This is a genomic window from Candidatus Dormiibacter sp. (assembly GCF_050999135.1).
In the GTDB taxonomy this organism is placed as follows: domain Bacteria; phylum Chloroflexota; class Dormibacteria; order Dormibacterales; family Dormibacteraceae; genus Dormiibacter; species Dormiibacter spiritus.
Genome location: NZ_JBPCPN010000015.1, coordinates 1 through 26,546, shown reverse-complemented (window position 1 = coordinate 26,546; position 26,546 = coordinate 1). Strand labels below are relative to the sequence as shown.

Annotated in this window: 27 protein-coding genes and 1 pseudogene; 22 read left to right on the top strand and 6 right to left on the bottom strand. The window is 67.7% G+C overall.

Annotated elements, in window-relative coordinates:
- Nucleotides 1-44 precede the first annotated feature (44 nt).
- From ACR2MZ_RS03795 to ACR2MZ_RS03775, 5 genes and pseudogenes are all read left to right on the top strand, one after another.
- Nucleotides 45-390 (top strand): annotated as a pseudogene (locus tag ACR2MZ_RS03795) (type II toxin-antitoxin system VapC family toxin); the annotation flags it as partial.
- A gap of 22 nt (nt 391-412) precedes the next feature.
- Complete coding sequence (locus tag ACR2MZ_RS03790; protein ID WP_434003737.1) at nt 413-1,423, top strand: M14 family metallopeptidase; 1,011 nt, start codon at nt 413-415, stop codon at nt 1,421-1,423.
- Between the two features lie 307 nt (nt 1,424-1,730).
- Nucleotides 1,731-2,381 carry a class F sortase gene (locus tag ACR2MZ_RS03785; RefSeq protein ID WP_434003736.1) on the top strand — a complete coding sequence of 217 codons (651 nt, stop codon included), beginning with the start codon at nt 1,731-1,733 and terminating at the stop codon, nt 2,379-2,381.
- A 231-nt stretch (nt 2,382-2,612) separates the two neighbouring features.
- On the top strand, nt 2,613-3,764 hold the full coding sequence (locus ACR2MZ_RS03780) for a DedA family protein (protein ID WP_434003735.1): 1,152 nt from the start codon (nt 2,613-2,615) through the stop codon (nt 3,762-3,764).
- Nucleotides 3,765-3,934: 170 nt separating this feature from the next.
- Nucleotides 3,935-5,176 (top strand): MFS transporter, encoded by a 1,242-nt coding sequence (locus tag ACR2MZ_RS03775; RefSeq protein WP_434003753.1) that lies wholly within the window; start codon nt 3,935-3,937, stop codon nt 5,174-5,176.
- Here ACR2MZ_RS03775 and hutI read toward each other — a convergent pair.
- Nucleotides 5,173-6,366 carry an imidazolonepropionase gene (gene hutI / locus ACR2MZ_RS03770; RefSeq protein WP_434003734.1) on the bottom strand — a complete coding sequence of 398 codons (1,194 nt, stop codon included), beginning with the start codon at nt 6,364-6,366 and terminating at the stop codon, nt 5,173-5,175. The two genes, ACR2MZ_RS03775 and hutI, sit on opposite strands and share 4 nt — an antisense overlap.
- The gene (gene hutH, locus ACR2MZ_RS03765; protein WP_434003733.1) at nt 6,363-7,901 is read right to left on the bottom strand and encodes a histidine ammonia-lyase; all 1,539 of its coding nucleotides are present in this window, start codon (nt 7,899-7,901) and stop codon (nt 6,363-6,365) included. The genes hutI and hutH overlap by 4 nt, the downstream gene beginning before the upstream one ends.
- Nucleotides 7,902-8,227: 326 nt before the next feature.
- On the opposite strand from hutH, the gene ACR2MZ_RS03760 reads away from it, so the two are divergent.
- The 7 genes from ACR2MZ_RS03760 (at nt 8,228) to ACR2MZ_RS03730 (ending at nt 13,792) form a co-directional block, all read left to right on the top strand.
- On the top strand, nt 8,228-9,115 hold the full coding sequence (locus tag ACR2MZ_RS03760; RefSeq protein WP_434003732.1) for a DNA-3-methyladenine glycosylase family protein: 888 nt from the start codon (nt 8,228-8,230) through the stop codon (nt 9,113-9,115).
- Nucleotides 9,116-9,157: 42 nt separating this feature from the next.
- On the top strand, nt 9,158-9,712 hold the full coding sequence (locus ACR2MZ_RS03755; RefSeq protein WP_434003731.1) for an RNA polymerase sigma factor: 555 nt from the start codon (nt 9,158-9,160) through the stop codon (nt 9,710-9,712).
- A complete protein-coding gene (locus ACR2MZ_RS03750; protein WP_434003730.1) occupies nt 9,705-9,959 on the top strand; it encodes a hypothetical protein in 255 nt (84 codons plus the stop codon). The genes ACR2MZ_RS03755 and ACR2MZ_RS03750 overlap by 8 nt, the downstream gene beginning before the upstream one ends.
- A 276-nt stretch (nt 9,960-10,235) precedes the next feature.
- Nucleotides 10,236-10,679 carry a MerR family transcriptional regulator gene (locus ACR2MZ_RS03745; protein ID WP_434003729.1) on the top strand — a complete coding sequence of 148 codons (444 nt, stop codon included), beginning with the start codon at nt 10,236-10,238 and terminating at the stop codon, nt 10,677-10,679.
- The gene (locus ACR2MZ_RS03740) at nt 10,676-11,656 is read left to right on the top strand and encodes an NAD-dependent epimerase/dehydratase family protein (RefSeq protein WP_434003728.1); all 981 of its coding nucleotides are present in this window, start codon (nt 10,676-10,678) and stop codon (nt 11,654-11,656) included. The genes ACR2MZ_RS03745 and ACR2MZ_RS03740 overlap by 4 nt, the downstream gene beginning before the upstream one ends.
- Before the next feature lie 430 nt (nt 11,657-12,086).
- Nucleotides 12,087-13,313, top strand: a complete 1,227-nt coding sequence (locus ACR2MZ_RS03735) for a hypothetical protein (protein ID WP_434003727.1) — start codon at nt 12,087-12,089, stop codon at nt 13,311-13,313.
- 80 nt (nt 13,314-13,393) lie between these two features.
- Nucleotides 13,394-13,792, top strand: a complete 399-nt coding sequence (locus ACR2MZ_RS03730) for a plastocyanin/azurin family copper-binding protein (RefSeq protein WP_434003726.1) — start codon at nt 13,394-13,396, stop codon at nt 13,790-13,792.
- Between the two features lie 16 nt (nt 13,793-13,808).
- On the opposite strand, the gene ACR2MZ_RS03725 is transcribed toward ACR2MZ_RS03730, so the two are convergent.
- Nucleotides 13,809-14,192, bottom strand: coding sequence for a hypothetical protein (locus ACR2MZ_RS03725; RefSeq protein WP_434003725.1), 384 nt, complete (start codon nt 14,190-14,192; stop codon nt 13,809-13,811).
- Nucleotides 14,189-15,130 (bottom strand): ornithine cyclodeaminase family protein, encoded by a 942-nt coding sequence (locus ACR2MZ_RS03720; RefSeq protein WP_434003724.1) that lies wholly within the window; start codon nt 15,128-15,130, stop codon nt 14,189-14,191. Before ACR2MZ_RS03720 ends, ACR2MZ_RS03725 begins: the two co-directional genes overlap by 4 nt.
- Nucleotides 15,131-15,149: 19 nt before the next feature.
- Between ACR2MZ_RS03720 and ACR2MZ_RS03715 the strand changes: the two genes are divergently transcribed.
- From ACR2MZ_RS03715 to ACR2MZ_RS03685, 7 genes are read left to right on the top strand one after another with little or no spacing between them, the layout of a single operon-like run.
- Entirely contained in the window at nt 15,150-16,439 is a 1,290-nt protein-coding gene (locus tag ACR2MZ_RS03715) for a homoserine dehydrogenase (protein ID WP_434003723.1), read from the top strand.
- Nucleotides 16,439-17,500: a threonine synthase gene (gene thrC / locus ACR2MZ_RS03710; RefSeq protein ID WP_434003722.1), complete on the top strand. Its 1,062-nt coding sequence runs from the start codon at nt 16,439-16,441 to the stop codon at nt 17,498-17,500. Before ACR2MZ_RS03715 ends, thrC begins: the two co-directional genes overlap by 1 nt.
- Nucleotides 17,497-18,300: a homoserine kinase gene (locus ACR2MZ_RS03705; protein WP_434003721.1), complete on the top strand. Its 804-nt coding sequence runs from the start codon at nt 17,497-17,499 to the stop codon at nt 18,298-18,300. The genes thrC and ACR2MZ_RS03705 overlap by 4 nt, the downstream gene beginning before the upstream one ends.
- A complete protein-coding gene (locus tag ACR2MZ_RS03700; RefSeq protein ID WP_434003720.1) occupies nt 18,297-19,514 on the top strand; it encodes an aspartate kinase in 1,218 nt (405 codons plus the stop codon). Before ACR2MZ_RS03705 ends, ACR2MZ_RS03700 begins: the two co-directional genes overlap by 4 nt.
- A gap of 10 nt (nt 19,515-19,524) precedes the next feature.
- Nucleotides 19,525-20,535: a DUF933 domain-containing protein gene (locus tag ACR2MZ_RS03695; protein ID WP_434003719.1), complete on the top strand. Its 1,011-nt coding sequence runs from the start codon at nt 19,525-19,527 to the stop codon at nt 20,533-20,535.
- Nucleotides 20,532-21,056: a DUF3995 domain-containing protein gene (locus tag ACR2MZ_RS03690; protein ID WP_434003752.1), complete on the top strand. Its 525-nt coding sequence runs from the start codon at nt 20,532-20,534 to the stop codon at nt 21,054-21,056. Before ACR2MZ_RS03695 ends, ACR2MZ_RS03690 begins: the two co-directional genes overlap by 4 nt.
- A 29-nt stretch (nt 21,057-21,085) precedes the next feature.
- Nucleotides 21,086-22,342: an MFS transporter gene (locus ACR2MZ_RS03685; RefSeq protein WP_434003718.1), complete on the top strand. Its 1,257-nt coding sequence runs from the start codon at nt 21,086-21,088 to the stop codon at nt 22,340-22,342.
- Nucleotides 22,343-22,648: 306 nt separating this feature from the next.
- Here the strand turns inward: ACR2MZ_RS03685 and ACR2MZ_RS03680 are convergent, their stop codons facing one another.
- Nucleotides 22,649-23,305, bottom strand: a complete 657-nt coding sequence (locus ACR2MZ_RS03680; RefSeq protein ID WP_434003717.1) for a PRC-barrel domain-containing protein — start codon at nt 23,303-23,305, stop codon at nt 22,649-22,651.
- A gap of 75 nt (nt 23,306-23,380) precedes the next feature.
- On the bottom strand, nt 23,381-23,998 hold the full coding sequence (locus tag ACR2MZ_RS03675) for a zinc ribbon domain-containing protein (RefSeq protein WP_434003716.1): 618 nt from the start codon (nt 23,996-23,998) through the stop codon (nt 23,381-23,383).
- Nucleotides 23,999-24,140: 142 nt separating this feature from the next.
- Between ACR2MZ_RS03675 and ACR2MZ_RS03670 the strand changes: the two genes are divergently transcribed.
- The 3 genes from ACR2MZ_RS03670 (at nt 24,141) to ACR2MZ_RS03660 (ending at nt 26,525) form a co-directional block, all read left to right on the top strand.
- On the top strand, nt 24,141-24,413 hold the full coding sequence (locus ACR2MZ_RS03670) for a hypothetical protein (RefSeq protein WP_434003715.1): 273 nt from the start codon (nt 24,141-24,143) through the stop codon (nt 24,411-24,413).
- Nucleotides 24,414-24,621: 208 nt separating this feature from the next.
- Nucleotides 24,622-25,674 carry an IS110 family RNA-guided transposase gene (locus tag ACR2MZ_RS03665; protein ID WP_434003751.1) on the top strand — a complete coding sequence of 351 codons (1,053 nt, stop codon included), beginning with the start codon at nt 24,622-24,624 and terminating at the stop codon, nt 25,672-25,674.
- Nucleotides 25,671-26,525, top strand: coding sequence for an integrase core domain-containing protein (locus tag ACR2MZ_RS03660; protein ID WP_434003714.1), 855 nt, complete (start codon nt 25,671-25,673; stop codon nt 26,523-26,525). The genes ACR2MZ_RS03665 and ACR2MZ_RS03660 overlap by 4 nt, the downstream gene beginning before the upstream one ends.
- Nucleotides 26,526-26,546: the final 21 nt, after the last annotated feature.

Sequence of the window (26,546 nt, the reverse complement as noted above, 5' to 3'; positions counted from 1 at the left end):
TCACGGCTAGCCCGACGGGGCGTATTCATGGGTTCGCTTATCTTGCCGCATTGGCGGCCGCCCGCCGCAACGACGACCTTGACAAAGCCGGCGTCGAGGCGGCCGAAGAGGCCTGGAACAGTACTGGGCCGCCACGGGTCCCGTCGAGCTGACCCGTGCCCTCGAACGGCGCGCGGGCGTGCTGGCCAGCCGCCACGCCCTCAGGGGAGCAGATGCCATTCACTTGGCCAGCGCCCGGCCATAGGGGACGACGACCGGGTCTTGGCGGTGTGGGACCGCAGGCTTCATGCCGGTGCTGCCGGCGTGCACGTCCGCGTCGTCCCGCAGCAACTCGAAGGGCTAGGACCAGGCCGCAGGCCGGCTGCTGCGCCGCCTCCACCTTCCACTTGACGCCCCGACGATCTATCACCTCTTGCCGGTCCCGGTCAAAGCCACCACTGCCCTGGGAATGCGCTATGACACCTTCCGTGGACTGACCGGCCTCCCGATCCAGGAGCCCAGCTACCAGCTGTTCGGTTTCTGCAACACGACGACAGGACCGCCCAGCGGCTTCATCACTTTCGTGTACGAGCCCTTCTACAGCATCCAGAGGGGCGTCGAGACGCAGCCAATCACGCCCAACCAGTGGCAGACCTGGGACGCCTACAAGAGCGGGAACGCCATCTGGTGGGCGACCCGCTACATCCCGCCTAATACGAATGGCGGCGTGTCTACCAGCCCGTACCCGAACGGTTACGGTGGCCCGTCCGACTTCCGGGCTTGGAGCGATCTCCTACCTAAATTCGAGAACGCCTGCCCGACCGGCAAGCTCTTCGCAGTCCAGGTCAACCAGGGCAGTGGCAACGCCAATCTCCACTCCTACGTGGACCACGTCCTCTACAACTTCGGGGGCGACGGTGAGGACACCAACTTCGCGATGCCCCAGCAGCCCGCGATCAGCGAGAACTCCGTCTACGGCACTGTCGCACCGGGCGGCACCTCGACGACCGTGACCTACACCATCTCCTCGCCGTCGACCTACGGTCCACGCGTTGACAACACCAATATCGCCGTCTCGTTCGCCGGACTGAGCGCCGGCGATCTCAGCTGTCAGGTGAGCAAGGACGGGGGCGCCTTCGCGCCGGTCGTAGCTCAGAACCAGTCGGGCGACCAGTATGTGACCGGCCTGGGCGGCCAGAGCAGCCTGACGGTCAGCCCGACCGGCTTCACGCTGAACCCCGGCGACAGCCACACCTTCGCGGTTCAGTGCACGGTCGGTCCGAACGCGCCTTCCGGGGCCCACGCCGTCAATGCCGGTGGCTTTTATCAGAACAGTCTGGGCCAGAACGATCCGATCGGAAGCATCCTGCCCAACTCCCTGACGGTGGCGGCGCCGGCAACGCTGCCGACACTGCCCAGCACCGGCGGAGGCGGCACGGCGTAAGAGCCCGGGGAGACCTCCGCTTCAGAAAGCCGGGTGGAACACCACCCCAGCACGGTCTCAGCAGCCCGAGCAACAACCCTAGGCAATTGTCAACAACTCTTGGGGCCTCGCAGCGGGTCGAAGTCGCGGCCTGAGCGCGAGACCCGCACTCGATGGCCAGGGCCTCGGACATGGGATGACTGTGGCACTCACGCTTGACCTGTGGCCTAGTCAGGAAGGGCGGCCGTTCGGGTTGCGCGATGGTTGAAATGGCACGGTATCTTTGCCGCCAGGTGATTGGTAATTGTTTGCTATAGGGCCCTGGCGCGTGGGTGGGCGCGCGATCGTGGCGCTGCTGGCGGCCTTGGTGCTGCTGGCCGGGGCTGGCGCCGGCTCCTGGGTCTACCTGCATCGCGCGCCGGGCAAGCCCGGTCCCGTGGCTTCGCTGCCGAAGCCCTCCGCCACCACCTCGCCGAGTGCGGTCCCCACCCCCATCGCCACCTCGAGCACCACCGCCTCGGCGGTGCCGGCGAACGGGGTCCAACCCGCCCGCCTCGTCATCCCCAAGATCGCGGTTGACGCCAAGATCGAGAACAAGGGCATCGACAAGCACAACCAGATGGAGGTGCCTGACAGCCCCGCCGACGTCGCCTGGTACACCTTCACCTCATTACCCGGGGGCGGCAGCAACGCCGTGTTCGCAGGTCACCTCGATTGGACCACCGGACCGGCGGTCTTCCAGAACCTGAAGAACCTGAAACCCGGTGACGAGGTACAGGTCAAAGACCCCATCGGGGCCACCGTGACGTACAGGGTGACCGAGACCCACGACTATGCAAACGCCACAGCACCGGTGGCGCAGATCATCGGCAGGACGCCAAAGGACACTGTGACGCTGATCACCTGCAGCGGCAACTTCAGCCGCTCCAGTCAGAGCTACAGCAACCGGCTCATCGTGAAGGGCGAGCGCATCAGCTAGCCAGGTCGGCGAGCCTGAACAGAGGCCGGTCCGAGCGGCAGCCGGACTCCGCCACCTAGCGGCGGAGCGCAACCCTGGGAGGCTGTGTCGGCGTCCTCGACCGAGAGGTTGGCGCTCCAGGTGGGGCTGCTGACGGCCGGTGGTTGTCCGCCCTGCAGCCGTTTCGAGCCTCCCACCTATACTCGCCTGAAGCTGACATCGGCCGGACGACTGACCCGTCAGTGCGAGGCGATGGTGGATCTTGGAAACGTGCTCCATGGCGTCGGGGGCTCGGCGGGCGACATTAGCCTGCCCGCCATCCTCGGAGTTTTCGTGCAGGAGGCAGGCATCCCGCTGCCGCTGCCGATCAGCGCCGTGTTGCTGCTGATCGGCTACCAGGAAGGTTCGCATCCATTGCTGGTCCTCGGCATCACCACACTTCTGCTGGAGGTGGCCAGTGTCCTGGGAACCTCAGTAAAGTACTGGTTCGGCCTGAAGGGCGGCCGACCGTTCCTCCATACGTACGGTCGCTACGTCCGACTCAAAGCGGACCGCATTGAACGCAGCGAGCAGCAATTCCGGGAGCGCGGCACGCGAGCCGTGATCGTGGGCCGACTCGTGCCGGGCCTGTCAATGGTCACGCCCCTCGCCGCCGGTGCCCTCGGGATGCCCTATCGACGCTTCCTCCCCGCCGTCGCTGCCGGCTCGGCCATCAACATCGCCGTCCTGGTCCTGGCAGGGTTCTGGGCTGGCCCCGCAGTCGTAGGACGGCTGGTACAAGTGGGCCTCTCAGTTCGCGCACTGGCGACACTCGGGCTTCTTCTCGCCGTGACAGGCACCATCTTGCTGCTCCGCCGCCAGAGGGTGCGCCAGGGCACCCTTCCCCTTGCTCGGGGGCGGTATTCCGGCCCGTTCGAGCGTGCGCTGATCGCCGGCCTGCTGGCGATGTTCGGGATGGGCGTCGGCGTCAACCTCCTGCTCTATGCGATGACGGCATTGGGCCTGCTCGAACCTCAGGAGGCGCTGGTTCGGTTCGTGGAGCTGACCGCTCGGCTTGCCGGCAGTGGGTCAGCAGCCCTGGCGATGCTGTTAGTCCTCTTCGTGGTCGGCGGCGCCATCTGGTCGCTGCTGTATACGCTCCTGGCGGTCCGGGTGCTTCCCGGCCCGCCGGTGGTCCGGGGGCTCATCTTCTCAGTCCTGCCCCTGGCCGCTTCAATGGGCCTGCTGTGGAGCCTCGGCTTCGGCTTTCTGGGCCTGGGACTGGGGGCGGGACTGATGCCGCTGGCAGGGGAGGCCACCCGGTGTGCCCTGTTCGGAGCCGGCTTGGCAAAGGCGGAGGACATGGTCCGGCGTGCCGGCGAGGCGGTGGTGGCGCGTCAGGCCCCAGAGGCCGCGCCGGGCTAACTCTGAGCGACAGTCAGCCTGCCGGCTCGCGGTTTGCCGCCGACGGGCTGCGATGGCAGTGGCCGGGCGTACCGTTAACTTTCAAGGGATGGACGAACAGATTGGCTGATATAGCGCGGCGCCCAACCCAGACGCCTGGTCGCTTGATCTCATTTGAGTGGTACTCGGCGATGCGCGGCAGCGCCAGAGGCGCTTTCTGGTCGTCCTTTGCCGGATGGTCGCTCGACGCCTACGACTACATGATCTTCAGCTTTGCCGTGACAGCCATCGCGGCCACGTTCGGGCTGACCCGCGGCCAGACAGGGCTCATCGCCACCGTGACGCTGGTCGTGTCGGCCTTCGGGGGGATGGGGGCGGGGCTGCTGGCCGATCGCATCGGCCGCGTCCGCACGCTCATGGTGACCATCGCCTTCTACAGCGTCTTCACGCTGCTCTCCGGTTTCGCTCAGTCGTACGAGCAGCTGCTGTTCTTCCGCGCTCTGCAGGGCTTGGGCTTTGGTGGCGAGTGGGCGGCCGGCGCCATCCTGGTGGCCGAGCTGGCCGACCCGGTTCAGCGCGGTCGGGCGTTGGGCTGGATCCAGAGCGCCTGGGCGATCGGCTGGGGCCTTGCCAACCTGGCCTTCCTGATCGTCTTCAGCCTGGATCACGACAAACAGGCCTGGCGCTGGCTCTTCTGGCTGGGCATCCTGCCCGCGCTGCTCATTCTCTACGTCCGGCGCACTGTGAAGGAGCCTGCCGTGTTTCAGGAGACGCGGGCCGCGCGTGAGAAGCTGGAAGCCGGGGCGGAGCGCGCCCGCCGGCAGCCGCTGGCCGAGATCTTCAGCTCCGGCCTGCTGAAGACCACGCTCTTCGCCTCGCTGCTTGCGACCGGCGCGCAGGGTGGCTACTACAGCTTCACGACCTGGCTGCCGACCTACCTGCAGACCTCGCGACACCTGAGCGTGACAGGTACCGGCGCCTATCTCTTCATCACCATCGCGGGTGCCTTCTGCGGCTACATAGTCAGTGGCTATGTGAACGACTGGATCGGCCGGCGGGGCACCTTTGCGATCTATGCGGTGGTCAGCGCCGCCATGATCCTGCTGCTCACGCAGCTGCCGGCGGACACCCTGCGCATAGTGCTGCCGTTGGTGACCTTCGTGCTCGGTTTTGCCGCCAGCGGCATCTTCAGTGGCTTCGGCTCCTATCTGGCGGAGCTGTACCCCACCCGTTCCCGCGGCGCAGGGCAGGGCTTCTGCTACAACTTCGGCCGCGCGTTGGGCGCACTCTTTCCCACAGCCATCGGCTTCCTCTCCGCCTCAGCGGGGTTGGGGGGAGCGATCGCCTTCGGCGCCGGGGCTTACGCGCTCTGCCTGGTGGCGCTGCTGTTCCTGCCCGAGACCAAGGGCCGGGAGTTGGTCGCCGTCGATTAGCTCGAGGAGCTCCCGAGCAGCCGGCCGCCGCTCACCACCTGGCGGGCCAGATTGACGCCGTAGTGGTAGGCCAGGTCCACCTCGCTCCGACCCTCCAGCACCACCAGATCGCAGTCCCACCCGGGCTCGAGCCGTCCTTTTTGGGCCTGCAGGCCCACCGCCCGGGCGGCGTTGGCGGTGACCCCGAGCAGGGCCTCCTCAGGCGTCAGCCCGAGCACTACGCAGCCCAGTGCCACCGCCAGCTGGAGGTTCTCCGAGTAGGAGGTGCCGGGGTTGCAGTCGGTCGAGAGGGCGATGGGCACCCCATGCTCCGCCAGCAGCCGAGCCGGCGCATAGGGCGTCCGGGTCATCATCGACGCGCCCGGCATGAGAACCGCGACGGTGCCGGAGCGGGCCAGGGCGAGCGCATCCTCGGCAGTGACGTGCTCCAGGTGATCGGCGGTGGTGGCTCCCATCTCCGCCGCCAGCGCAGCTCCCCCGAGGTGACTCAGCTGCTCGGCGTGGAGCTTGAGTCGCAGCCCGGCCTGCCGGCCTGCCTCCAGCACGCGCCGACACTGGTCGACCGTGAAACCGCCGCCTACCTCGCACCAGGCATCACAGAAGGCGGCCCGACCCCTCGCCTGCGGGATGATCTCGCGGCAGACCAGGTCGACGTAGCCTTCGGGATCCGACTCGAATTCGGCCGGCACTATGTGTGCCGCCAGGAGCGTCGGGACTGTGCCGGGCAGGCGCAGAATGAGGTCCAACAGCCGTGCCTCGGAAGGGGCGTCGAGGCCGTAGCCGGTCTTCACCTCGACAGTCGTCACGCCGAACTCGTGAAAGCGGCTCAACCGTTCTTCGGCCAGTCGCAAGAGCTCAGTCCCAGCCGCCTCCCGGGTGGCGCGCACTGTGCTATGGATGCCGCCCGGCTCGTAGCTGTCGCCGCGCAGGCGGCGGCCGAACTCCTCCGACCGGTCGCCCGCGAAGAGCAGGTGCGTGTGGCAGTCGATCAGTCCCGGCAGCACGGCTCGGCCCCGCGCGTCGAGCTCATCTGCGCCGGCCGGAGCCACCAGTTCTTGCTCCCGTCCGACCCACGTGATCCGCTCGCCCTCCGCGATGAGTGCACCGCCCGCGATTACCCCGAGCGGGCCCTCCCCCATCGCTGGCGAGCAGGTGACCAGCCGTCCGATGTTGCGGACGATCAGCGTCACTGCAGCCGGCCGATCACCTGCGCCGCGGCTTCCACGACGGCTCCCGAACCGATCAGCTCGCAGGCTGCGGCCAGCTCCGGGGCGGGCGGCCGGTCAGGGCCCGGGCCGGGTGCGTGCTGCCGTAGCAGCCGCACCACAGCTGAAGTGGCGGGGCCGGGCTCGAGCGGCCGTCGCAGATCCAGGGCGCGGGCCGAGCAGAGCAGTTCGACCGCCAGGATGCGGCTCAGGTTCTGGAGCAGCTCGCGCAGCTTGCGCGCGGCGCTCCAGCCCATGGAGACGTGATCCTCCTGCATGCCGGAGGTGGGGAGGGAGTCGGTGCTCGCAGGAACCGCGAGCATGCGGTTGCGCACGACCAGCGCTGCGGCGGTGTACTGCGCGATCATCAGCCCGGAGTTGACGCCCGGCTCCGGGGCCAGAAAGGCTGGCAGCCCGTGCGAGCGGTTCGGGTCCAAAAGCCGGTCGACGCGGCGCTCGGCGATCGAGCCCACCTCGGCGGCCGCGATGGCCAGGAAATCGCAGGCAAAGCCGATCGGAGCGCCGTGGAAGTTGCCGTTCGATTCGACGCGACCCTCGGGCAGCACCGTCGGGTTGTCGATCGCCGCCGAGAGCTCTCGGCCCGCTATCACGTTGACGTGGTCCAGAGTGTCACGGGCGGCACCGTTCACCTGGGGCGTGCAGCGCAGTGAGTAGGAGTCCTGCACGGCATGATCGCTGTGGCGGTGAGACGCGAGGATCGGTGAGCCGGCCAGCAGTCGGACCAAGTTGGCGGCACTGCGGGACTGCCCGGGCTGGGGGCGCAGCTCGATCAGATCGGCGGCAAACGCACGATCGGTGCCCAGCAGCGCCTCCACGCTCATGGCGGCTGTGATGTCGGCGGCGCCGAACAGGTTGGCCGCGTCGGCGGCCGCGATGACGAGCATGGCCAGCATTCCGTCGGTGCCGTTGATGAGCGCCAGGCCCTCCTTGCTCGCGAGGCGGAGTGGCTCCAATTGGGCTGCGTCGAGGGCTTCCCCGGCCGAGACCCGGCGACCCGAGCGGTCGAACGCCTCCCCCTCGCCGATCAGGCAGAGCGCGCAGTGGGCCAGCGGCGCGAGATCGCCGCTGGCGCCGAGGGAGCCGAACTCGGGCACAACCGGTGTGATGCCGGCGTTCAACAGCTGCGCAAGACCCTCAGCCACCTGCGGCCGCACGCCCGAGTAGCCCATGGCCAGCGTGCGGAGCCGGAGCAGCATCATGCCTCGCACGACCTCTGGCTCGATCGGTGGCCCCATCCCGGCGGCGTGGGAGCGGATCACCGCGTGCTGCAGCTCGGACTGGCGCTCTGCTGTCACCCTGGTCTGCGCCAGGGCGCCGAAACCTGTGGACACGCCGTAAACCGGCAGCTGCTCACCGCTCAGTCGGTCGACGATTGCGCGGCTCCGCTGCATCGCCTCCAGCGCCGAGCCGGCGATCGTGACAGGCGCGGCCTGGCGGGCCACCGCGACCACGTCCGCAGCGGTCAGACCGCTGCCCCGAACGATCACTTCGCTGGCCATCGGGCCAGAGTATGCGCCCTGACAAGTACCAACTAGTGGTCCGTAACTGTCGGATGTGGAGCAGGCCGCAGGCTCGGAGACCGGCGTTTCAGGCGGGCGGTGCCAAGGATCGGGTGGCGCAAGGAGGAGCCCATCTCAAGACGGGTGACGACGCGCGCCGGGCCCCCTTGCTTAGGGGGCCCCGCTTGCGGGGAATGGAGCGCCGGCATCGGTGAGCGAAGCGAGCCCGCCCGTCTGGGGCGTCGGATGCTCCATATTCGGCTGTTACGGTCCACTAGGATGGTCTGAGTGAACCGAGCCGAGACGTCCCTGGGCGAGCTCCGGCGATGACCTCGGGCCGGCCGGCGTTTGTCATCGAACCGCAGGGCAGCTACTCCCTGGCGGCGAGCGCCCGCTTCCTCTGGGGCTTTAAGCCGGCCACCTACCAGGGTCCCCACGAGGCCGATCACCTTCATCTTACCTTTAATGGCCCTGATGGTCCGATGGGTGTCTGCCTGCGCAAGTCCGCGGGCCGCGTCGAGGGTGAGGTTCACGGTGGTGACGGTGAGCAGGCCCGCCGTCAGGTGGCCAGGATCCTCTCGCTCGATCTGGACGGCAGCGGCTACGACGAGATCGGCAGTCGCGACAAGGTGGTCGGCCGCCTGCAGGGGGAACACCGCGGACTGCGACCTGTGCTCTGGGTCGACCCCTACGAGGCGGCCTGCTGGGCGGTCATCTCGACCCGCATCTCCATGGTCCAGGCTGCCGGGATGAAGGAGCGGCTGGCGGCTGAACTGGGTGACAGCGTGGAGATGCACGGTGAGCAGCAGCGCATATTTCCCAGCCCCGAGAAGCTGCTGGCGAACGGCCAGCGGCTGGCGACTTTCCGGGGGCTGTTCGGGCGCAAGCCGGAGTACCTGCTCGGCATCGCTCGGGCGGCGCTGGACGGCAAACTCGACGCTGACCGCCTGCGCTCCCTGCCTGCCGAGCAGGCAATTGCCGAGGTGAAACAGCTCAACGGTATAGGCCAATTCGGCGCTGAGCTGATCGTGCTGCGGGGAGCTGGTGAACCTGACTTTCTACCCAGCGCCGAAAGGCGCCTGCTCGGTGCCATCGCCAGGCTCTACGAACTTCCCGACCCGCCGCCGCGGCCCCAAGTCGAGGCGCTCGCCGAGAAGTGGCGACCGTTCAGGACGTGGGTCTGCGTCCTCCTCCGAGCGTCAGCCGGCGGCTGAGGTCACGTTTGACCAGGTCGGCAAGGGGCACACTCACACTGCATGGCCGAGTCAACGGCGTCGCCAAACGAGCTTGATCCGGTCAGCCAGTTCCCACTGCTCTATCAGCGCGAGTATTCAGCCGTCTATCGAACTGTCAGAGCGATAGTGCTGGACGCCTCCGAGGCCGAAGATGTGACGCAGGACAGCTTTGCCAAGGCCTACCGGGCTCGTGCCCGCTACCGCCCGACGGCCCCGGTCGGGGCGTGGCTGCACCGCATAGCCGTCAACACGGCGCTGTCGCACCTGCGCCGGCGGCGGCTGGCGCGGCTGCTGCCGGCCCGGCTCTTCCAACCAGCGGATGACCGCGACTACTTGCGAAGCGAAGCCCGCGATGCCTGCGAGGTGGCGCTGGCCGAACTCAGCCCTCAGCTGCGCGCCGCAGTCGTGCTGCAGTACTTTCACGACTACTCGCGCGAGGAAACCGCGAGGATCCTTGGCATCCCGAGCGGAACTGTGGCGTCCCGCACTGCCAAGGCGATGGCGCTGATGCGGGTGAAGATGACTTCTCCCGAACAGATCCCGCTGGTAGTAAGTTCTCTGAGCAGACATGGCTGACGAGCACGACGAGCTGCGCCAAGCGCTGAGCGGGGCCATCGGAGCCTGGCACCCCGCGCACGGCCCCGACTTCAGGCATCTCGTTCACCGCGCCCATGCCCCCTGGCGCCAGCCCATCGCCAAAGCGTCAGGCGTCTCGACAGCGATCCTGGCTCTGCTCTTCGCCCTGGCGATGCTGGTAGTGATGTTCGGCCCCGCCGTGCCGGATGGCGCCGAACTTCGCTCGCACCTGGTCTCCGGGCTCTAGCGCCAAACGAGACCGCCCTCGCCTCCCGTTTGACAACAGTCCTCGACAGGATGCGAGCATCCGTCGCAGCTCGGATCCCAGCAGCAACGGTGCGGCGCTCGCCTCCGCGGAGCCTGCAGTCCTGCTCGTGGCGACGAGCCGGGACGTCGTCCTTGCCTCCGGCGGTCCTGTTTCCCCCGCGACGCGAGCGTCGCTCGCCTTGGGTCCCGCTCGGGTCGCGAAAAGTTTTCCTGCCGCCCTTGACTTCAAGCGCTTGAGGTGTGTGAAGCTGCCTACATGACAGCTCTCACAATCCGGGATATGTCCCGGCGCAGCGGGCTGAGCGAACCGACGCTGCGCTACTACGAGGAGGTCGGGCTGATCGGCCCGATCGAGCGCGACCCGAGTAGCCGGCACCGCCGCTACCCCGAGGAAGATCTCGATACGTTGCAGGCGCTGGCCTGTCTGCGCGCCATAGGCGTCGGGATCGAGGACATGCGCACCTATCAGGCCAACCGCGGGCGTGGACATGAGGCGGCGGGTGAACAGCGCGATCTGCTGTTGCGTCACGTGGAGCGGATCGAGGCTGAGATCGAGACGCTGCGCACTCACCTTGACTATCTGCGCGCGAAGGCGGCGTTGTGGGACGCCCGCGACCGCGGTGATGTGGGCGCGGAGGCCGACGCGGGCCGGCGGGTCCAGGCCATGTTTCCCCGACTTGAAGAGATGGTGCTGCGATGAGCAAGGTATTGGTTACCGGTGGGTCCGGCTATGTGGGCACCCAGCTGATCGCTGCGCTGCTGCGCGACGGTCGTGAGGTGCGGGCGACGGTTCGCTCTCTGGAGAGCGAGGGCGATGTGCGTACCGCGATGCGTCGCGGTAACGCGGACGACAGCGGCCTGGAGGTCGTCGCCGCTGAACTAACTGCCGACGACGGGTGGGCTGCGGCGGCGGCTGGCTGCGAGGAGGTTCATCACGTCGCCTCGCCAATGATCCAGACCGACGATCCAAACGAGGTGATCGTTCCCGCCCGCGAGGGCACCATCCACGCCCTGCGGGCCGCGCGGGACGCAGGGGCGAGGCGGGTTGTGCTGACCTCGTCGTTCGTGGCGGTCGGTTACACACCCAAGCCCGGTTTCGAGTACACCGAGGCGGACTGGACCGACCCGGACACGCCGGGTCTGGCGGCATATCCCCTGTCGAAGGTGATCGCCGAGCGGACCGCGTGGGATTTCATCGAACGCGAGGGAGGCGACACCGAGCTGGTCACGGTCAACCCCACCTTCATCCTCGGCCCGACGCTGACGACACAGGCGCGTTCGTCGTTGCAGCTGATCAAGGCGATGCTCGACGGACACATGCCCGTCGTGCGGCGCCAGCGCTTCGGCGTCGCGGACGTGCGCGACGTCGCCGATGTGCACATCCGCGCGATGGCCGCCCCCGAGGCCGCCGGGAAGCGCTTCTTGGTCCTGGCTGACGGGCCGACGATCAGCTTCCTGGAGACGGCCCAGCTCCTGCGCGAGCGGCTCGGCCCGCTGGGCGAACGAGTGCCCACCGAAGAAGCGCCCGGAGAGGATCCCCCCCGCCTGATCATCCACAACGACCGGGCGAAGACCGAGCTCGGCTGGCGCCCACGCCCGGCGGAGACGACGATCGTGGAAACGGCCGAGAGCCTACGCGACCTTGGGCTCCTGGAGAACAACGATGACGAGCACTGACAGCATGCGACCGTACCCTGGGCGCGCCAGGGGTCAGAGCGCACGCTTGGGCTGAAGGACCGGCTCTTGCTGAGCTGATTCTCGAGGCTGTCGAGAATGTGCTCCGAGCTGACAAGGCAGACATCGCGTCGCCGCTGATGGGCGGCTTGGCTCAGGAAGGCGTGAGCGAGGAGTTGCGCTAGGTGATCCTCGACCAGTCTTGGCCCACGGCGCAGTTGCTCAGGCGCCGATAGAGCGGTCGCGGACCACCCGGCAGCCGGAAACGGGGTGGGGCGGGTTCGGTTTTCTGAACTGACGAGCCACTCAGTCACGTCCAGCCGGCTCCGGGCGCCGTCGTGATCCAGGTGGGCAGGAAGCCGTAGAGGGAACGTAGCTACCCCCGTAATTCGCCGCTCCCACCGGCACCACTCACCAATCTGGAGGATTTCCCTTGAAGGCCCTTATCCGTCTCGTCGCCGTCGGAGTCACCGCTGCGTTCTTTGCAGCGGCATGCTCCAGCGGCGGCTCATCCACATCGAGTACGAGTTCGCCGTCCGCCACCTCTTCGGCAGCTGCTGCGGCAACTTCCAGTAAGGCGGCGGATCTCCGGACAAAGCTCAACATTCTGCTCGGAGAGCACCTCATTCTCGCGTCCAAGGCGACCGGCGCGGCGCTCGGCGGGCGGACCGACGAATACCAAGCCTACGGCGCCCTGCTCAACCAGAACGGCACCGACATCGGCGCCATGGTTGGCGCGGCCTACGGCCCGGATGCGGAGATGAAGTTCAACCAGATCTGGAGCGCCCACAACGGGTTCTTCGTCGATTACACAGTCGGCAAGGCTAAGAACGATGCTGCCATGCAGCAGAAGGCCGTCGACAACCTGACGACCGTCTACATCCCACAGTTCAGCGAGTTCATCGCCGGGGCCACCGGCCTCCCCAAGGACACCGTGGCGGAACTGACCAAGACCCACGTGCTGACGACCAAGCAGATCGTCGACGATCAGGCCGCGAAGAACTGGCCGGCGGTCTCCACCGACGTTCGCAAGGCATACGCCCATATGCAGATGATCGGCGATCCGCTATCCGAGGCGATCGCCAAGAAGCAGTCTGATAAATTCCCGGGTGACGCGACCAACAAGGGAGTGGGTCTCCGGGTGTCGCTCAACCTTCTGCTGCAGGAGCACCTTTATCTGGCCAGCTCAGCCACGTCCGCCGCGCTCGGCGGCCGTCAGGACGAGTTTGCGGCCGCCGGCAAGGCCCTGAACGACAACGGCACCGACCTCGGTGCCGCCATCGGCAGCCTTTACGGGGCTGACGCCCAGGCCAAGTTCAACGGCATCTGGAGCGCGCACAACGGGTTCTTCGTCGACTACACGACCGGTGTCGCCAAGAGCGACCAGGCCGCGAAGGACAAGGCGGTCCAGAATCTGACCACCGTCTACATTCCGCAGTTCAGCGACTTCATCGCTGGCGCCACCGGCCTGCCCAATGCGGCTGTCGCCGACCTGACCAAGACGCATGTTCTCACCACTAAAGACATCGTCGACGCCCAGGGCGCGAAGGACTACAAGGGCTCGGCCACGAAGGACCGCGCCGCCGCGCAGCACATGGAGATGATCGCAGACCCGCTGGCCACCGCGATCGTCAAGAAGCTGCCCCAGAAATTCGAGTAGAGCAACCAGTCTGACGGTTTGTTCCGCCAAGGGGGCGCCGCCGTGGCGCCCCCTTTACCAATTACAGGAGGTCCTTTTCCATGACTCGTATTGGCATAGCCGGCCTGCTTGCCGCCATTGCGCTGGCCGCCTGCGGCGGCAGCGGCAACAGCCAGGCAGGCAGCACCAGTTCGGCGCCCAGCATCTCGCCCTCGGGACCACCCGCCGCCGCCACAGTGCGCCTGGCCGACTTCTCTCTGGATCCCATGTCAGTGAGCGTCAAACAGGGCGACTCGATCCTGGTCGTAAACGCTGGTAAGAGTCCGCACAACCTTTGGCTGCGCGATGCCTCAGGCCATGTGCTGGTCAAGACGCCCAACCTCAAGCCGGGCGACCAGACCACCCTCAAGCTCGACCTGCCCCCCGGAAGCTACGTGGACTACTGCCAGGAGCCCGGCCATGAGAGCCTGGGCATGAAAGGAGCTTTGACCGTGCGGTGAATGCGGCCTGGAAAACCTAGCGGGCCGGCCGCTCGCTCCGAGCGCGGCGCCGGCGGGCGCCCAGCATCTCTCCGAAGCCAACTGCGGCCAGTCCCAGCAGCAGGTGGAGAACCTCAATCAGGAAGTGGCCGGAGCCGGGCAAGAGCGACGTCTGGGTCAGCCCGAGCAGCAGCACGAGAAAGCCCAGGCCGATGGCGCCTAAGCTGAGCGGCAGGCTCCCGCCGGAGGCGAGTGTCACCGCTCCCATTGTCCAGAGGGACGCGACCAGCAGGATGCCGAACAGCATGTGCAGGCCCACCACCGATTCGGTCTTTACCGTCCAGAAGACCAAGCCCAGGATCAGTGCGCACAGGAAGGAGAGGCGCAGCACTTGCTGGGCGATCAGGAAGACAGCGTTCACCGCCGCTCTCCGGCCGACCGGAAGAGGCCAACCTCCTCACCCCGGCCCGCGGTGCGAGCGCTCTTCAGAAGAGTCGTCGCGGCCGCCAGATCCCACAGCGCGAGCCCGTGCGACTCGAAGAGCAGCGGACCGCCGCTTGCCGGCAGCTCGACGGTGCCGGCCAGCACCGCACCCAGCTCAACGCAGCCGGCGAAGTCGTAGCCGGCGCTGAGCAGGTCGCCGCTCTCCAGCTCGGCTGTCTCGCGCTGGTCCACCACCACCGCGCGGCAGTTGGTGACCAGGTCAGCCGGCAGCTCACTGCGACTGGGAATGTTGCAGCCGGCGCCCACGACGAGCGCTTCCGGTTTGACCCAGGCTGCCTGCAGGACCGGGACGGCGCTGGTGGTGATGGTCACCACCACATCGGCTCCTCGCACGCACTCCTCGGCCGAGCCTGCCGCTCGGCCGCCGACGGTCTGAGCGAACCGCGCGCGCCGCCCTTCGTCGCGGCCGTAGACGCGCAGCTCGCTCACCTCCAGGCAGGCGCGGAGCGCCGCCACCTGGGTTTTGGCCTGCCACCCAGTGCCAATTACTGCCACGATCTTCGGCCCCCGGCCGGCGAGCGCTCGGGCTGCGACGGCCGTCGCCGCTCCGGTGCGCAGAGCGCCCAGGCGGTTGGCTTCGATCATGGCGATCGGCGCTCCGTCCAGGTCGAAGAGAGTGACCAGGAAGCGAACCTGGCCGCCGCCGATGGTGTAGGCCTTCAGACCCGTGACCCTGCCACCAGGCCAGCTGGCAAACATGACGTTGAGCACGCCGCCAGGCGGAAAAACCCGGCGCCGCGGCTGATTCTGCGCCTCGCCTCGGCCGAGATCTCGCGTGGCTGCCGCCACCGCGGAGATGATCGCGTCCAGGTCGGCCAGCGCTTCGACGTCAGCTTCACGCAGTAAGAGAGCCACGGTTGGTGAGAATAGGCGAGTGACTCCCTCCGGCCGCCTCCGGGTAGGCATGATCGGTCTCGGCACCGTCGGCACGCAAGTGGCAGCGCGGCTGCTGGAGCGGCGAGCTGAGCTGAGCCGCCGCGCCGGCCTGGAGTTGAGCCTCGCCCGAGTGCTGGTCAGGGATCTGAATCGGCCCCGCGCGATAACAGTCGCCGAAGGCCTGCTCACCACCAACCCTGCCGAGGTCCTCGACGATCCTGCCATCGACGTGGTGGTGGAGGTCGCCGGAGGCGAAGAGCCGGCCCGAAGCTACCTGGAGCGGGCCATCTGCAACGGCAAGCACGTGGTCACCGCCAACAAGCTGGTGATGGCCAAGCACGGCCCCCAGCTGCTGGAGCTGGCCGGGCGGCGCAACGTCGATGTCTACTTCGAAGCCGCGGTGGGCGGCGGCATCCCGCTCATCAGCACGTTCAGGGTGGATCTCGCCGCGAACTACCTGGGCCGCATCATGGCTGTCATCAACGGGACCACCAACTTCGTGCTGGGCCAGATGGCGCGCGGTCGGACACTGGCAGACGCTGTGAAGGAAGCCCAGGCGGCCGGCTTTGCCGAGGCGGACCCGACCGAAGACCTGGACGCTCATGACGCCGTCTACAAGCTGGCCATCATGGCGTCGATCGGCTTCGGCGCGCACGTGCGGCCGGAGGCGATCTATCGCGAGGGCATCGGCCGGGTGGATCCTGTCGACTTCCCCTACGCGAGGGAGCTGGGCTACGAGCTGAAATTGCTGGCCTACGCAGCGCAGGACGAGCAGGGTCGGGTCGAGGCGCGAGTGCACCCCGTGCTGCTGCCGCTGGGCCACCTGCTGGGGAACCTGGAGGGCGCCGCCAATGCCGTCTACGTGGAGGGCGACCTGGTGGGCCCCGTCCTGCTGCAGGGCGAGGGCGCCGGCGGCCGGCCGACGGCCTCCAGCGTGGTCGGCGACCTGGTCGATCTGGCTCGGTCCTGTCACCGGCAGGTGCAGCGGCGACCTGCCATCGAGTTCCGCTCGGAACTGGTCATGCTGCCGATGGATCTGGTCGAGACGCGCGCCTACTTCCGCTGCGTCCTGGCTGACCGACCGGGCATGCTCGGCGCCATGTTCACAGTCTTTGGGCAGGAGGGAGTGAACATCGCGGGGGCGATCCAGAAGGAGAGTGAAGGCGACACCGCCGAGTTCGTGGTCACCACCCACACTGCCTCGGATGTGGCGCTTCGGCGAGTGCGCGAGCGCATCGCCGCCGAGGAGCCGGACATCGCTGTCAGGTCGTTCATCCGCATCATCTAATGACCAGCGGGAAGAGGATCGGGGTTATCGACCGCTACCGGGAGTGGCTGCCGGTCGGCGACCGCACGCCCAAGGTAGACCTCCAGGAGGGCTCCACGCCGCTCGTGCGCAGTCGAAACATCGGCCCCGCCCTGGGGCTCGGTGCGCTCTACTTCAAGTACGAAGGCCTGAACCCCACAGGCTCCTTCAAGGACCGCGGCATGGTGGTGGCTGTCGCCAAGGCGATCGAGGAGGGCGCCCAGGTGCTCGTCTGCGCCTCCACCGGCAACACCTCGGCTTCGGCTGCGGCCTACGCCGCCAGCCAGGGGATGCGGGCCATCGTGATCATTCCGGCCGGCCAGATCAGCCTCAACAAGCTCTCCCAGGCGCTCGTCTACGGCGCCAAGGTGGTCCAGATCCCCGGCAACTTCGACGCCGCCCTCAGCACTGTCCGCGATCTGGCTGAGCACTATCCAGTGGCGCTTGTCAACTCAGTCAACCCCTACCGCATCCAGGGTCAGAAGACAGCCGCTTTCGAGATCGTCGACGCACTGGGCGATGCGCCCGATTACCTGCTCCTGCCGGTCGGCAACGCAGGCAACATCACCGCCTACTGGAAGGGCTTCAAGGAGTACCATGCGGCCGGCCGGAGCACCCTCCTGCCGCGCCTGGTCGGCGCCCAGGCCGAGGGCGCGGCCCCGATCGTCAAGGGCGCACCGGTGGCCGAGCCCAAGACCGTCGCCTCCGCGATCAAGATCGGCAACCCGGCCAGCTGGGAGAGCGCGACACTGGCGCGGGATGAGTCGGGCGGGCTCATCGACGCCGTGAGCGACACTGAGATCCTGCAAGCCCAGCTCCAGCTGGCCGCCGCCGAGGGCCTCTTCGCCGAGCCGGCCTCCTGTGCCCCGCTGGCATTGCTCGTCAGACTGGTGCGAGAGGGGCGGATCGAGCGCGACTCGACCAGCGTCATAGTGCTCACAGGGAACGGCCTGAAGGATCCCGACGCCGCTTTGGGCAACGTCGAACCGCCGGTCACCATCGACGGCGACGCCAGGGCGCTGGCCAAGGTGCTGAAGCTGTGAGGATTCGGGTACCGGCGTCGATTGCCAACCTCGGACCGGGCTTTGACGTCCTCGCGCTGGCCCTGGACCTCTGGCTGGAGGTGGAGGCCGAGCCGGCCGACGAGCCGGACTGGGAGTTCGAGGGCGAGGGGGCAGAGTTGTTGAATGGAGCCGATAACCCACTCTCGGTCCTGCGCTTTAGGGGCTGGGTGAGCAGCGAGATTCCAGTCGGCGTGGGCCTCGGCTCCAGCGCCGCAGCCCGCGTGGCGGCGGCTGTCCTGCAGGGTGCCGACGACCCCATCGGCGCCGCGGGCCGGGAGGAGGGTCACTACGACAACGTCGCCGCCGCCGTTCTCGGCGGCCTGGTGGCGGTGATCGAGGACGAGGTCCAGTCCCTACCTCCGCCGGGACTTGAGATCGCCCTCTTCGTGGCCCCGAACCCGGTCTCGACCGAGGCAGCGCGCGCAGTGCTGCCGGCCCAGGTCGAACGAGCAGACGCCGTCTTCAACCTGGGCCGCATGGCCTCGTTGGTGCACACGCTCTATACGCGGGACTGGGAGCGCCTCGGCGTCGCCCTGGACGACAGGCTGCACCAGCCGCAGCGGCTGCCGCTCTACCCCTGGGCCGCCGACGTCATGCAGGCCGCGCGCGAGGCGGGCGCCCACGGCGCAGCCATCGCGGGGGCGGGGCCGAGCGTATTCGCGCTCTGCGAGCGGAACAGCGCCGACGCTGTCATGGACGCAATGGCCGACGCCGGCCCGGAAACCGGCTACGCGATGCTTACCAAGATCTCGAAGGCGGGCTACGAGGTCGACGATTGATAGTTCAGAAGTACGGCGGCACCTCACTCAGTACAGCCCAGCGGATCAAACGGGTCAGTGAGCGGATCGCCAAGACCGTCAGCTCAGGCCAGCAGGTGGTTGCGGTGGTCTCCGCGATGGGGCAGACCACCGACCGTCTGATACGACTGGCGAGAGAGGTCAACTGCGAACCGCCGGCGCGAGAGCTTGACATGCTGGTCGCCAACGGGGAGACGATCACGGCGCCCCTGGTGGCCATGTGCCTGCAGGGGCTGGGCGTGCCGGCGGTCTCGCTCTCCGGACCCCAGGCCGGCATCACCACCAGCCGCCACCATTCGCGGGCGCGAATCAAGGACATCCGGCCCAAGCGCATCCTGGAAGCGCTGGAGCGGGGTCAGGTGCCTGTCGTGGCCGGGTTTCAGGGCGCCACTGAAGATGCCGACATCGCCACTTTGGGACGGGGCGGCTCCGACACGACCGCCGTGGCACTGGCCGCGGCGCTCGGCGCCGAGATGTGCGAGATTCTGACCGACGTCGCCGGCATCCTGACAGCCGATCCTCGCGTGGTCGCCCGGGCGCGCCTGCTGCGCCACATCGCCTACGACGAGATCCTGGAGCTGGCGGCGGTCGGCGTCAGGGTGATGCATCCGCGGGCGGTGGAGATCGGCGAGCTGTACGGGGTGCCCATCCACGTCCGATCGAGCTTCAGGAAAGCCCCAGGTACGATGATCGTCGATCAGGTACCGATGGAGGATCGCAAGCGTGTCAGGGGAGTGGCACACGAGACCGAGGTGGCCAAGATCACTGTGCTGGACGTGCCTGACAAGCCGGGCGTGGCGGCCGCCGTCTTCGAGCCGCTCAGTGAACATGCGGTCTCGGTCGACGTCATAGTTCAGAACGTCTCCTCGCACGGCAGGACCGACCTCACCTTCACAGTCGCTGAGCGCGATCTTCGCCAGGCATTGCACTTGGTGGAGCAGGTGTCGAAGGAGGTCGGAGCCAAGGGAGTGAACCAGGCGGGTGGGCTGGCCAAGGTGTCGATTGTGGGGACCGGGATGCTGGGCACGCCAGGCGTGGCAGCCCGCATGTTCAGGACGCTGGCCCAAGAGCGGATCAACATCGAGATGATCTCCACCTCCGAGATCCGCATCACCTGCCTCATCGATCGCGCCGACGCGGAGCGCGCGGTGCGGGCTCTGCACGCGGCCTACGAATTGGACCAGGTCCCGGTCTGATAAGGACACGGTGCCAGTTAGCGTTGCTCTCGTCGGGCCGCCGGGCGCCGGCAAGACCACCCTGTTCAATGCTCTGACGGCCGGTCGCGGGGCCGATGGCGTGGGCATGCTGGACGTCCCTGACTCAAGACTCGGGCGGCTGGCCGCTGCCGTCGGTCCCAAGCGCATAGTGGCCGCGCAGGTGAGGCTCATAGACGCGCCGCCGGGAAGCCGCGCGCAGCGGATCGCCGCCGCGCGCGAGGCTGACGTGGTGGTCAAGGTGGTGCGAGGCTTCGGCGGCGAACCTGACCCCGCCGGCGATCTGGAGGGCATCGAGTTGGACCTCGCTCTGACCGATCTGGCGACTGTCGAGCGGCGGCTGGACGTCGTCGGCCGGGAGGCGCGCTCGGGCCGCAAGCAGGTCGCCGGCGAGCTGGCGGTGCTGGAACGCGCGAAGGCGCATCTGGATGAAGGCCGTGGGCTGGGCAGCCTGCACCTGGCGGGCGACGAGGCGGAGGCGCTGGAACCGGTCTACGCGGTCTCGCTCAAGCCGTCAGTCGTGGTGGCCAACGTGGACGAGGTGGGGTTGGCGGACGAACGCTTGGCGGCGCGCGTCAAGGAGGTGGCCCGCGAGCGCGGCGCGGCAGCCCTGGTGGTGGCCGCCGCGCTCGAGTACGAGCTGAGCGAGCTGGCGCCGGACGAGCAGGTCGAGATGCGCGATAGCTACGGGCTGAAGGAGTCTGGTCTGGCCGAGGTGACCCGCGCGGTTTGGGCGGCGGGCGGTCTGATCACCTACTTCACGGCTGGTGAGCCCGAGGTGCGAGCCTGGCCCTGCGCCCGGGAGGCCGCCGCTCCGGTCGCCGCCGGGGTGATCCACTCCGACTTCGAGAAGGCCTTCATCAAGGCGGAGGTCACCTCGGTCGACGACCTCGTGGCGGCGGGCTCGATGGACGTTCTGCGCAGCCAGGGCAAGCTGCGCCTGGAAGGCAAGGACTACCGCGTGCAGGACGGCGATGTGATGTTCTTCCGCGTCGGCCGCTGAGCCAGCGCCCGCCCGCAGACCTCCGCCCAACGCCCGCGCGGAGCCGGCGGCGCCTGGTCTGGCTCGGCTGGGCCACCTGCGCCTGGGCGTGGATCTTCTCCCTGCAGAGCTTCTACTTCGCCGCCGGCGGCTCAGTTGGGAGCAGCGCGTTTCCACCCGCGCTCGTGCAGCCTGTCATGGAGCGGCAGCCGGCCGCCGTGGCGCTCATGTGGGGAACTGGTGCGCTCAAGGTTCTGGTCGGCCTGCTGGCGCTGGCCCTGATCGCTGGACCGCGTGGCTGGCTGGCGCGACGGCTGCTTCTTGGGGTCGCCTGGCTCGGATCTGTGCTGATCGCAGGCTACGAGGGACTCGCGAGCCTGATCCAGCACGCGCTGATGGTGGCGGGAGTGGTGCCCATCCCGGCCGGATTGGGCGGGGAGTCCGCGCGCTGGCATCTCTGGCTTTTCGACCCCTGGTGGTTATTGGGCGGAGTTCTGCTCGGCCTGACAGCTTGGCAAGCGCGCTACCGCCACGAGTCCTAGTCCAAGGCGGCTTGGTTAGCCTCATCCTGATGCCCGAGCCAAGCGGGGAGGCCGCTGCCACCGTCAGCTACCGAGCGCTCTGGCGGGTGTCAGGGCTGCCGGCGCTGGTCCTGCTCACGCTGCTGGCCCGGGTGGGCGGCTCCGTCTGGAGCCTCGGCCTCGTGCTCTTCGTGCTCCAACGTTTTCATTCCCCCACCCTGGCCGGGCTGACCGCGGCGGCCAGCTGGCTGCCCGGCCTGATCTGCAGCCCGATCGCCGGCGCCCTTCTCGACCGCCACGGCCGCAAGGGACTCATCGCCCTCGATCTGGCTGTGGGCGTGAGCATGTTGATCAGCATCGTGGCGCTTGACCGGAGCGGGAGACTCGCCCCCGAGGTACTTGTGCTCATCGTCGGCCTTGGCTCCATCACACTGCCGCTCACCATGACCGGCACCAGGTCGCTCATGCCGCTCCTGACGCCACAACCGCTCTGGGACCGCATGAACGCGCTCGACAGCGCCTCGCTGAACGTCACCGAGCTGCTCGGCCCGGTCGTGGCCGGCCTGCTCTTCGCGTCGGTGGGCGGCCTGGGCACGCTGCTGGTCGTGGCGGCTGTCTGGCTGGCAGCGCTCTTCTTGACCGCCCTACTGCGCGATGCGCCCACCACTCGTGGTGCCGGCTCGCTCTTCCGCGAGACGCTGGCCGGATTGCGCTACACGCTCGCCAAGCCCTCGCTGCGCGCATTGGCAGTGATACTGCCGATCTCAAACGCGGGCTGGGGCATGCTGACCATCGCTCTGCCCGTACTGGTCCTCGGCCTGCCCCACGGCGGCAGCCTTGAAGTCGGTCTGCTCTGGTCGCTGTTCGGTCTGACTGCGCTCGTCGGCAGCCTGCTTTTCGGCCGGGTCAGGACCTCGGGCCGCGAAGCCAGGCTGATCGGCGGCCTCGGCCTGGTTTCGGCTGTCGGTCTGGTGGTGGTTGCGGGTTCGGCGCTGGGTCCCGCCACGCTTCTCCTGGCCGCGGCCGGAATGGTGATCGCGGGAGTCGCCGACGGCGGCGCGAGCGTGGCCCTGTTCTCCTTCCGCCAGCGCGTGATGAACCCGGCCTGGTTCGGACGGTCCCTGGCGATCTCGATCAGTCTCAGCGTGATGGGCCTCCCGCTCGGGTCAGCGCTGGCCGGACCGCTTCTCGGCTGGTCGGTGCCAGGGACGCTGGCGATTGCGGCAGGCCTGGAATTGCTCGCGGCAGGCCTGGCACTCCGGCTGCTGCGTCACCCCGAGCCGCCTGTGTCTGCGGCTAGCAACTAGGATCTGCCGCGCGCAACTGAGGACCAAGTGCAGGCCGTCCGCGTGGAGGGCCTGGCTTCGGTAGACTGCGCCGCCGCGGCCCCAATTGCCGATTCTGCGTTCGCTTCATCAGCGCACGCCCCAAAATCGAGGAGAATCCAGTGGAACTTTCGACCTACCTGATCACGGCTGCCATCACGCCCAACAAGATCATTGCGCTCGTCGTGCTGCTCGCTCTCGTGGCCGGCGGCTATTTCTACTGGCAGCGCAGCCGCTGACAGAACGGGGGGCACGCCGGACGGCATAGAGCTATGCCCGTCCGTGGCGTCAGCCCTCCGGCTCAGGCTCGAACGGTTGCAGCTGCTCCAGGTCATCCTTCTCCAGGCGGGCAAACAGGGCGAGGTCGTCGCCCCGCTCCAACAGCCGGCGCGGCAGGATCACAGGCGCCTTGAACCAACCGGCAGGTTTTAGGGCCACGCCGACCAGAGCGCCGTGCTCGAACAGGACCGACTCCACCTCGCCCAGAACCTGACCAGGCGTGCGCGCCATCACCTTCTCACCTGCCTCGATTTCGATCTCGTCGGCGCGCTTGTCAGCCTCCTGCGCCATTGAGGGGACACCGGGCCAGCCAGCCAGAGCCTCGCTGACGTGCTCCAGGTCCTCCGAACCGCTCGGAGTGGTGTAGCGGTAGTGGAGATAGGGCGGCAGTTGCCGAATCGCCGCCGCGTCAAGGTTGAGCTCGATCCGATCGTCGCTCTTACTGGCCAAAGCCTCCACCGGGATCAGCACGTCGTCGACCAGCAGACTTGAGCCCGGTGACAGCAGGTGGCCGCTGAAGGAGCGGCTCTCCTTCACCACCAGCGCTCGGAGGCGAAAGTCGTTCTGATCCACCAGCGCTCGGTGCAGGGAGCCCACGTGGCTGCCGTCGCTGGCATAGACCCCAGCCCCAAGTCGCAGCTCCCCGTCGTCACCGGTTGTCGTCACTCGCCGATTACCTCCAGCGTGCGTCGGCCGACGCTGCCCGCGCGGGTGTGATCGCCAACCGCCGGGGGCCCAATCTCAGTCAACGCCGTAGGACCTGCGCACGTTGGGCCGGCTGAGCAGCCAGAGCACAGGGATCCCGAACACCCCCAGGCACCAGAAGGCGGCGACTATCACCGCTGACAGCCAGCCCCAGCGCCGTCCCCGGCGCAGGCCGTAGAAGCCCAGCGCGTGCAGGACAGCCCCCGCCAGAAGCAGCGTGAGCGGGACCACCGCCTCTACCAGGAACCAGCCCAGCCGCTGCCCCGGTGGCACCCCACGCGCGGCGAGGAGAGCCAGCTGCTGGCCGCGCCAAGTGGGCGAGAGACAGTAGGCGAGGAACTGGCTAGCCTGCACCAACAGGAAGATCGCTCCCGCCGCATAGATCCAGGGCAGCAGGCCCAGGCGCGTCCCCACGGCATCCCTGCCGACCAGCGGCGGTGTCCCGGGAACCGGCGGCGGCGGCCTCTGCTCGGCGGGGGCCAGCGCCGAACGGGCTGGCGCAGGCAGGTCCGCCCGGCCAGGAACGGTCGGCGCCTGGCTGGCTGAGTCAGGCTCGGGCACCCAGCGCTGGGTGCCGCAACGGGCGCAGTAGCGATGACCCCCGTCAAGAGTGGCTCCGCAGTTGATGCAGAAGCCGACTGCGCCCTCGCTCACCTGAAGATTATCGCTCGCCGGCAGCGCTGACGCCCCGACAGGCAACACGATCCGATGAGCACGTCCGGACACCCTCGTGACACCGGAGGTGGATGAGACGACGAGAAAAGCAGCATAGAGAAGCACAGAGCCTCCGGCTAAGGTGCAGGAGCTTCCACACACCCACACCACCAAGAGGCTCTGCATGGACAACCCTAATCCCACCAGGCCCAGAGTCGTCACCATGCGTGTGATCCGCGCCGGCAGCAGTGGCATGCTGCTCCAGCAGGACTCGCCCGACTCGGGGCTCTTTTTGAGCCGGCGCGCCAAAGCGCGGCTTGCCTTCATCGATTGGCACCGCCGCCAGGGTGGCAACGTCAGCCGCACCTGCCGCCGCTTCGGAATCTCGCGGCCGACCTTCTACTGCGAGTATTGAAAGCCGTCCTGAGGGGGTGGTCTGACCCGACCTTCTACCGGCCCTTGGTGCCTTGCATCGGACCTGTCGGCTGCCCCTGAGGGACTGTCCGGCCGCGACCAGGCCGGGTTGGACGTGACCTGATAAGAGCCTGGTTGGAGGCCCCTTCGCAGTACTGTCCGCCCGTCCCGGCTGGTGCGGCCACCACCTCATGACTGTCGGAGGCGAGATGGCAAATACCACGATTGCACAGGAACAACCGATCGTCACTGGGGGAGTCGATACGCACCTCGACATCCATGTGGCAGCTGCGGTCGATGGGTTGGGGCGTACCTTAGCCACGTCGGAGTTCTCGACCGACGGGGCAGGCCACCAGCAAATGCTCGATTGGCTTCGCGGCCATGGGCGGCTGGACAGGGTCGGGGTTGAAGGCACGGGCTCGTACGGAGCCGGCCTCGCCCGCTTCATGGTTGGCTCCGGCATCGAGGTGATTGAGGTATCGCGTCCCGACCGTCGGAAGCGGCGCTTGAAGGGCAAAAGTGATGTGCTCGACGCGGAGGCGGCAGCTCGAGCAACTTTAGCTGGAACGGCTGTTGGCAAGCCAAAGGCTGGCACAGGTCAGGTCGAGATGATCCGAGTTTTGCGTGCGACGCGCTACTCCGCCGTCAAGGCGCGTACTCAGGCTGGCAACCAACTTCAGGCTTTGGTGGTGACCGCTCCCGATCAGCTGCGAGAAGGGCTTCGCGGGCTGTCCATATTCAAGCTTGCGACCAAGGCAGCTGGCTTCAGGCGGGGGCCTCTCATCTCGCCCGAGGCGGCGTACAAGCAGGCGCTCGGGGCACTTGCGCGACGATGGAAGCAGCTCGGGCGCGAGATAGCGGAGCTCGATGCCAGTCTCGCCCGCGTCGTGCCGAAGGCGGCACCGGCTCTTGTGTCGTTGGTAGGGGTCGGTGCTGAGGTGGCCGCCACGCTGCTCGTGGCTGCTGGCGACAACCCCGAACGGTTAACCAGCGAAAGTGCCTTCGCTGCCCTCTGTGGCGTCTCGCCGCTCCCAGCGTCATCCGGCAAGACTCAACGTCACCGCCTCAACCGTGGGGGCAACCGACAGGCCAATAGGGCGCTCTGGACGGTCGTTATGACGAGGTTAAGATACGACGACCGCACACGCCGCTACGCCGCCAGGAGGTCGAACGAGGCTCTTAGCAAGGCCGAAATCATTCGGTGTCTGAAGCGCTACGTAGCCCGTGAGGTGTATCGGGCCTTGCCGACAGTCGTGGCTTGACAATCCATAAGAGCATCCGCTGGTGGAATCGCTACGACCCCCACCACCTCCAACAGCTGGAGGACCGCTGCTGTCGGCCCCGGCGGCGGCGCCGGCCGACTTGGACCGCCGCCCAGGCCCAGGTCGTGCTTGAGCTCCGTGAGCGCTATCCCCGCTGGGGCAAGGACAAGCTACGCATCCTGCTCCGCCGTCAGGGCCTGCAGCTGTCGGTCTCCATGGTCGGTCGCATCCTGAGCGACTACCGCCGCCGAGGCCTGCTTCCAGAACCCCTGGGCCGGATCTCGGCCCGCAAGCGGAGCTCACCTCGTCGGCACGCCATGCGCAAGCCCAAGGACTACCAGATCAGGGCTCCCGGCGACCTCGTGCAGCTGGACAGCCTCGATGTGCGGCCGCTGCCGGGGAAGGTCTATAAGCAGTTCACCGCCCGTGACGTGGTCAGCCGCTGGGACGTCTTGGACCTCCACTCCAGCGCCACCGCCGGCAACGCCCGCCAAGCCCTGCAGGCTGTCCTCGAGCGGATGCCTTTCGCGGTCAAGGCGATCCAGGTCGACAACGGTTCGGAGTTCATGGCCGAGTTCGAGGACACCTGCGCTGAGCTCGGCGTCCGGCTCTTCAATCTGCCGCCCCGCAGCCCCAAGCTGAACGGCTGCGTCGAGCGCGCCCAGCGCACCCACACCGAGGAGTTTTACGAATGCACCCTGGCTGAGCCTAATGTCACCGCCCTGGCCGTAGAGCTGCGCCGCTGGGAGGACACCTACAACCGGGTCCGCCCTCACCAGGCTCTCGGCTACCTGACCCCCGAGCAGTTCCTCCAAGACTGGCTCGCCCGCAACTCAACGGAGACGGTGTAACGGAGGTGACGGACGAGTACA

What these genes read in the sequence shown, in the direction of transcription:
- ACR2MZ_RS03780 (WP_434003735.1), top strand. Translation starts at nt 2,613, where the DNA reads ATGGTGGATCTTGGAAACGTGCTCCATGGCGTCGGGGGCTCGGCGGGC.
- ACR2MZ_RS03775 (WP_434003753.1), top strand. Translation starts at nt 3,935, where the DNA reads ATGCGCGGCAGCGCCAGAGGCGCTTTCTGGTCGTCCTTTGCCGGATGG.
- hutH (WP_434003733.1), bottom strand. Translation starts at nt 7,901, where the DNA reads ATGGCCAGCGAAGTGATCGTTCGGGGCAGCGGTCTGACCGCTGCGGAC.
- ACR2MZ_RS03760 (WP_434003732.1), top strand. Translation starts at nt 8,228, where the DNA reads ATGACCTCGGGCCGGCCGGCGTTTGTCATCGAACCGCAGGGCAGCTAC.
- ACR2MZ_RS03755 (WP_434003731.1), top strand. Translation starts at nt 9,158, where the DNA reads ATGGCCGAGTCAACGGCGTCGCCAAACGAGCTTGATCCGGTCAGCCAG.
- ACR2MZ_RS03750 (WP_434003730.1), top strand. Translation starts at nt 9,705, where the DNA reads ATGGCTGACGAGCACGACGAGCTGCGCCAAGCGCTGAGCGGGGCCATC.
- ACR2MZ_RS03745 (WP_434003729.1), top strand. Translation starts at nt 10,236, where the DNA reads ATGACAGCTCTCACAATCCGGGATATGTCCCGGCGCAGCGGGCTGAGC.
- ACR2MZ_RS03740 (WP_434003728.1), top strand. Translation starts at nt 10,676, where the DNA reads ATGAGCAAGGTATTGGTTACCGGTGGGTCCGGCTATGTGGGCACCCAG.
- ACR2MZ_RS03730 (WP_434003726.1), top strand. Translation starts at nt 13,394, where the DNA reads ATGACTCGTATTGGCATAGCCGGCCTGCTTGCCGCCATTGCGCTGGCC.
- thrC (WP_434003722.1), top strand. Translation starts at nt 16,439, where the DNA reads ATGACCAGCGGGAAGAGGATCGGGGTTATCGACCGCTACCGGGAGTGG.
- ACR2MZ_RS03685 (WP_434003718.1), top strand. Translation starts at nt 21,086, where the DNA reads ATGCCCGAGCCAAGCGGGGAGGCCGCTGCCACCGTCAGCTACCGAGCG.
- ACR2MZ_RS03665 (WP_434003751.1), top strand. Translation starts at nt 24,622, where the DNA reads ATGGCAAATACCACGATTGCACAGGAACAACCGATCGTCACTGGGGGA.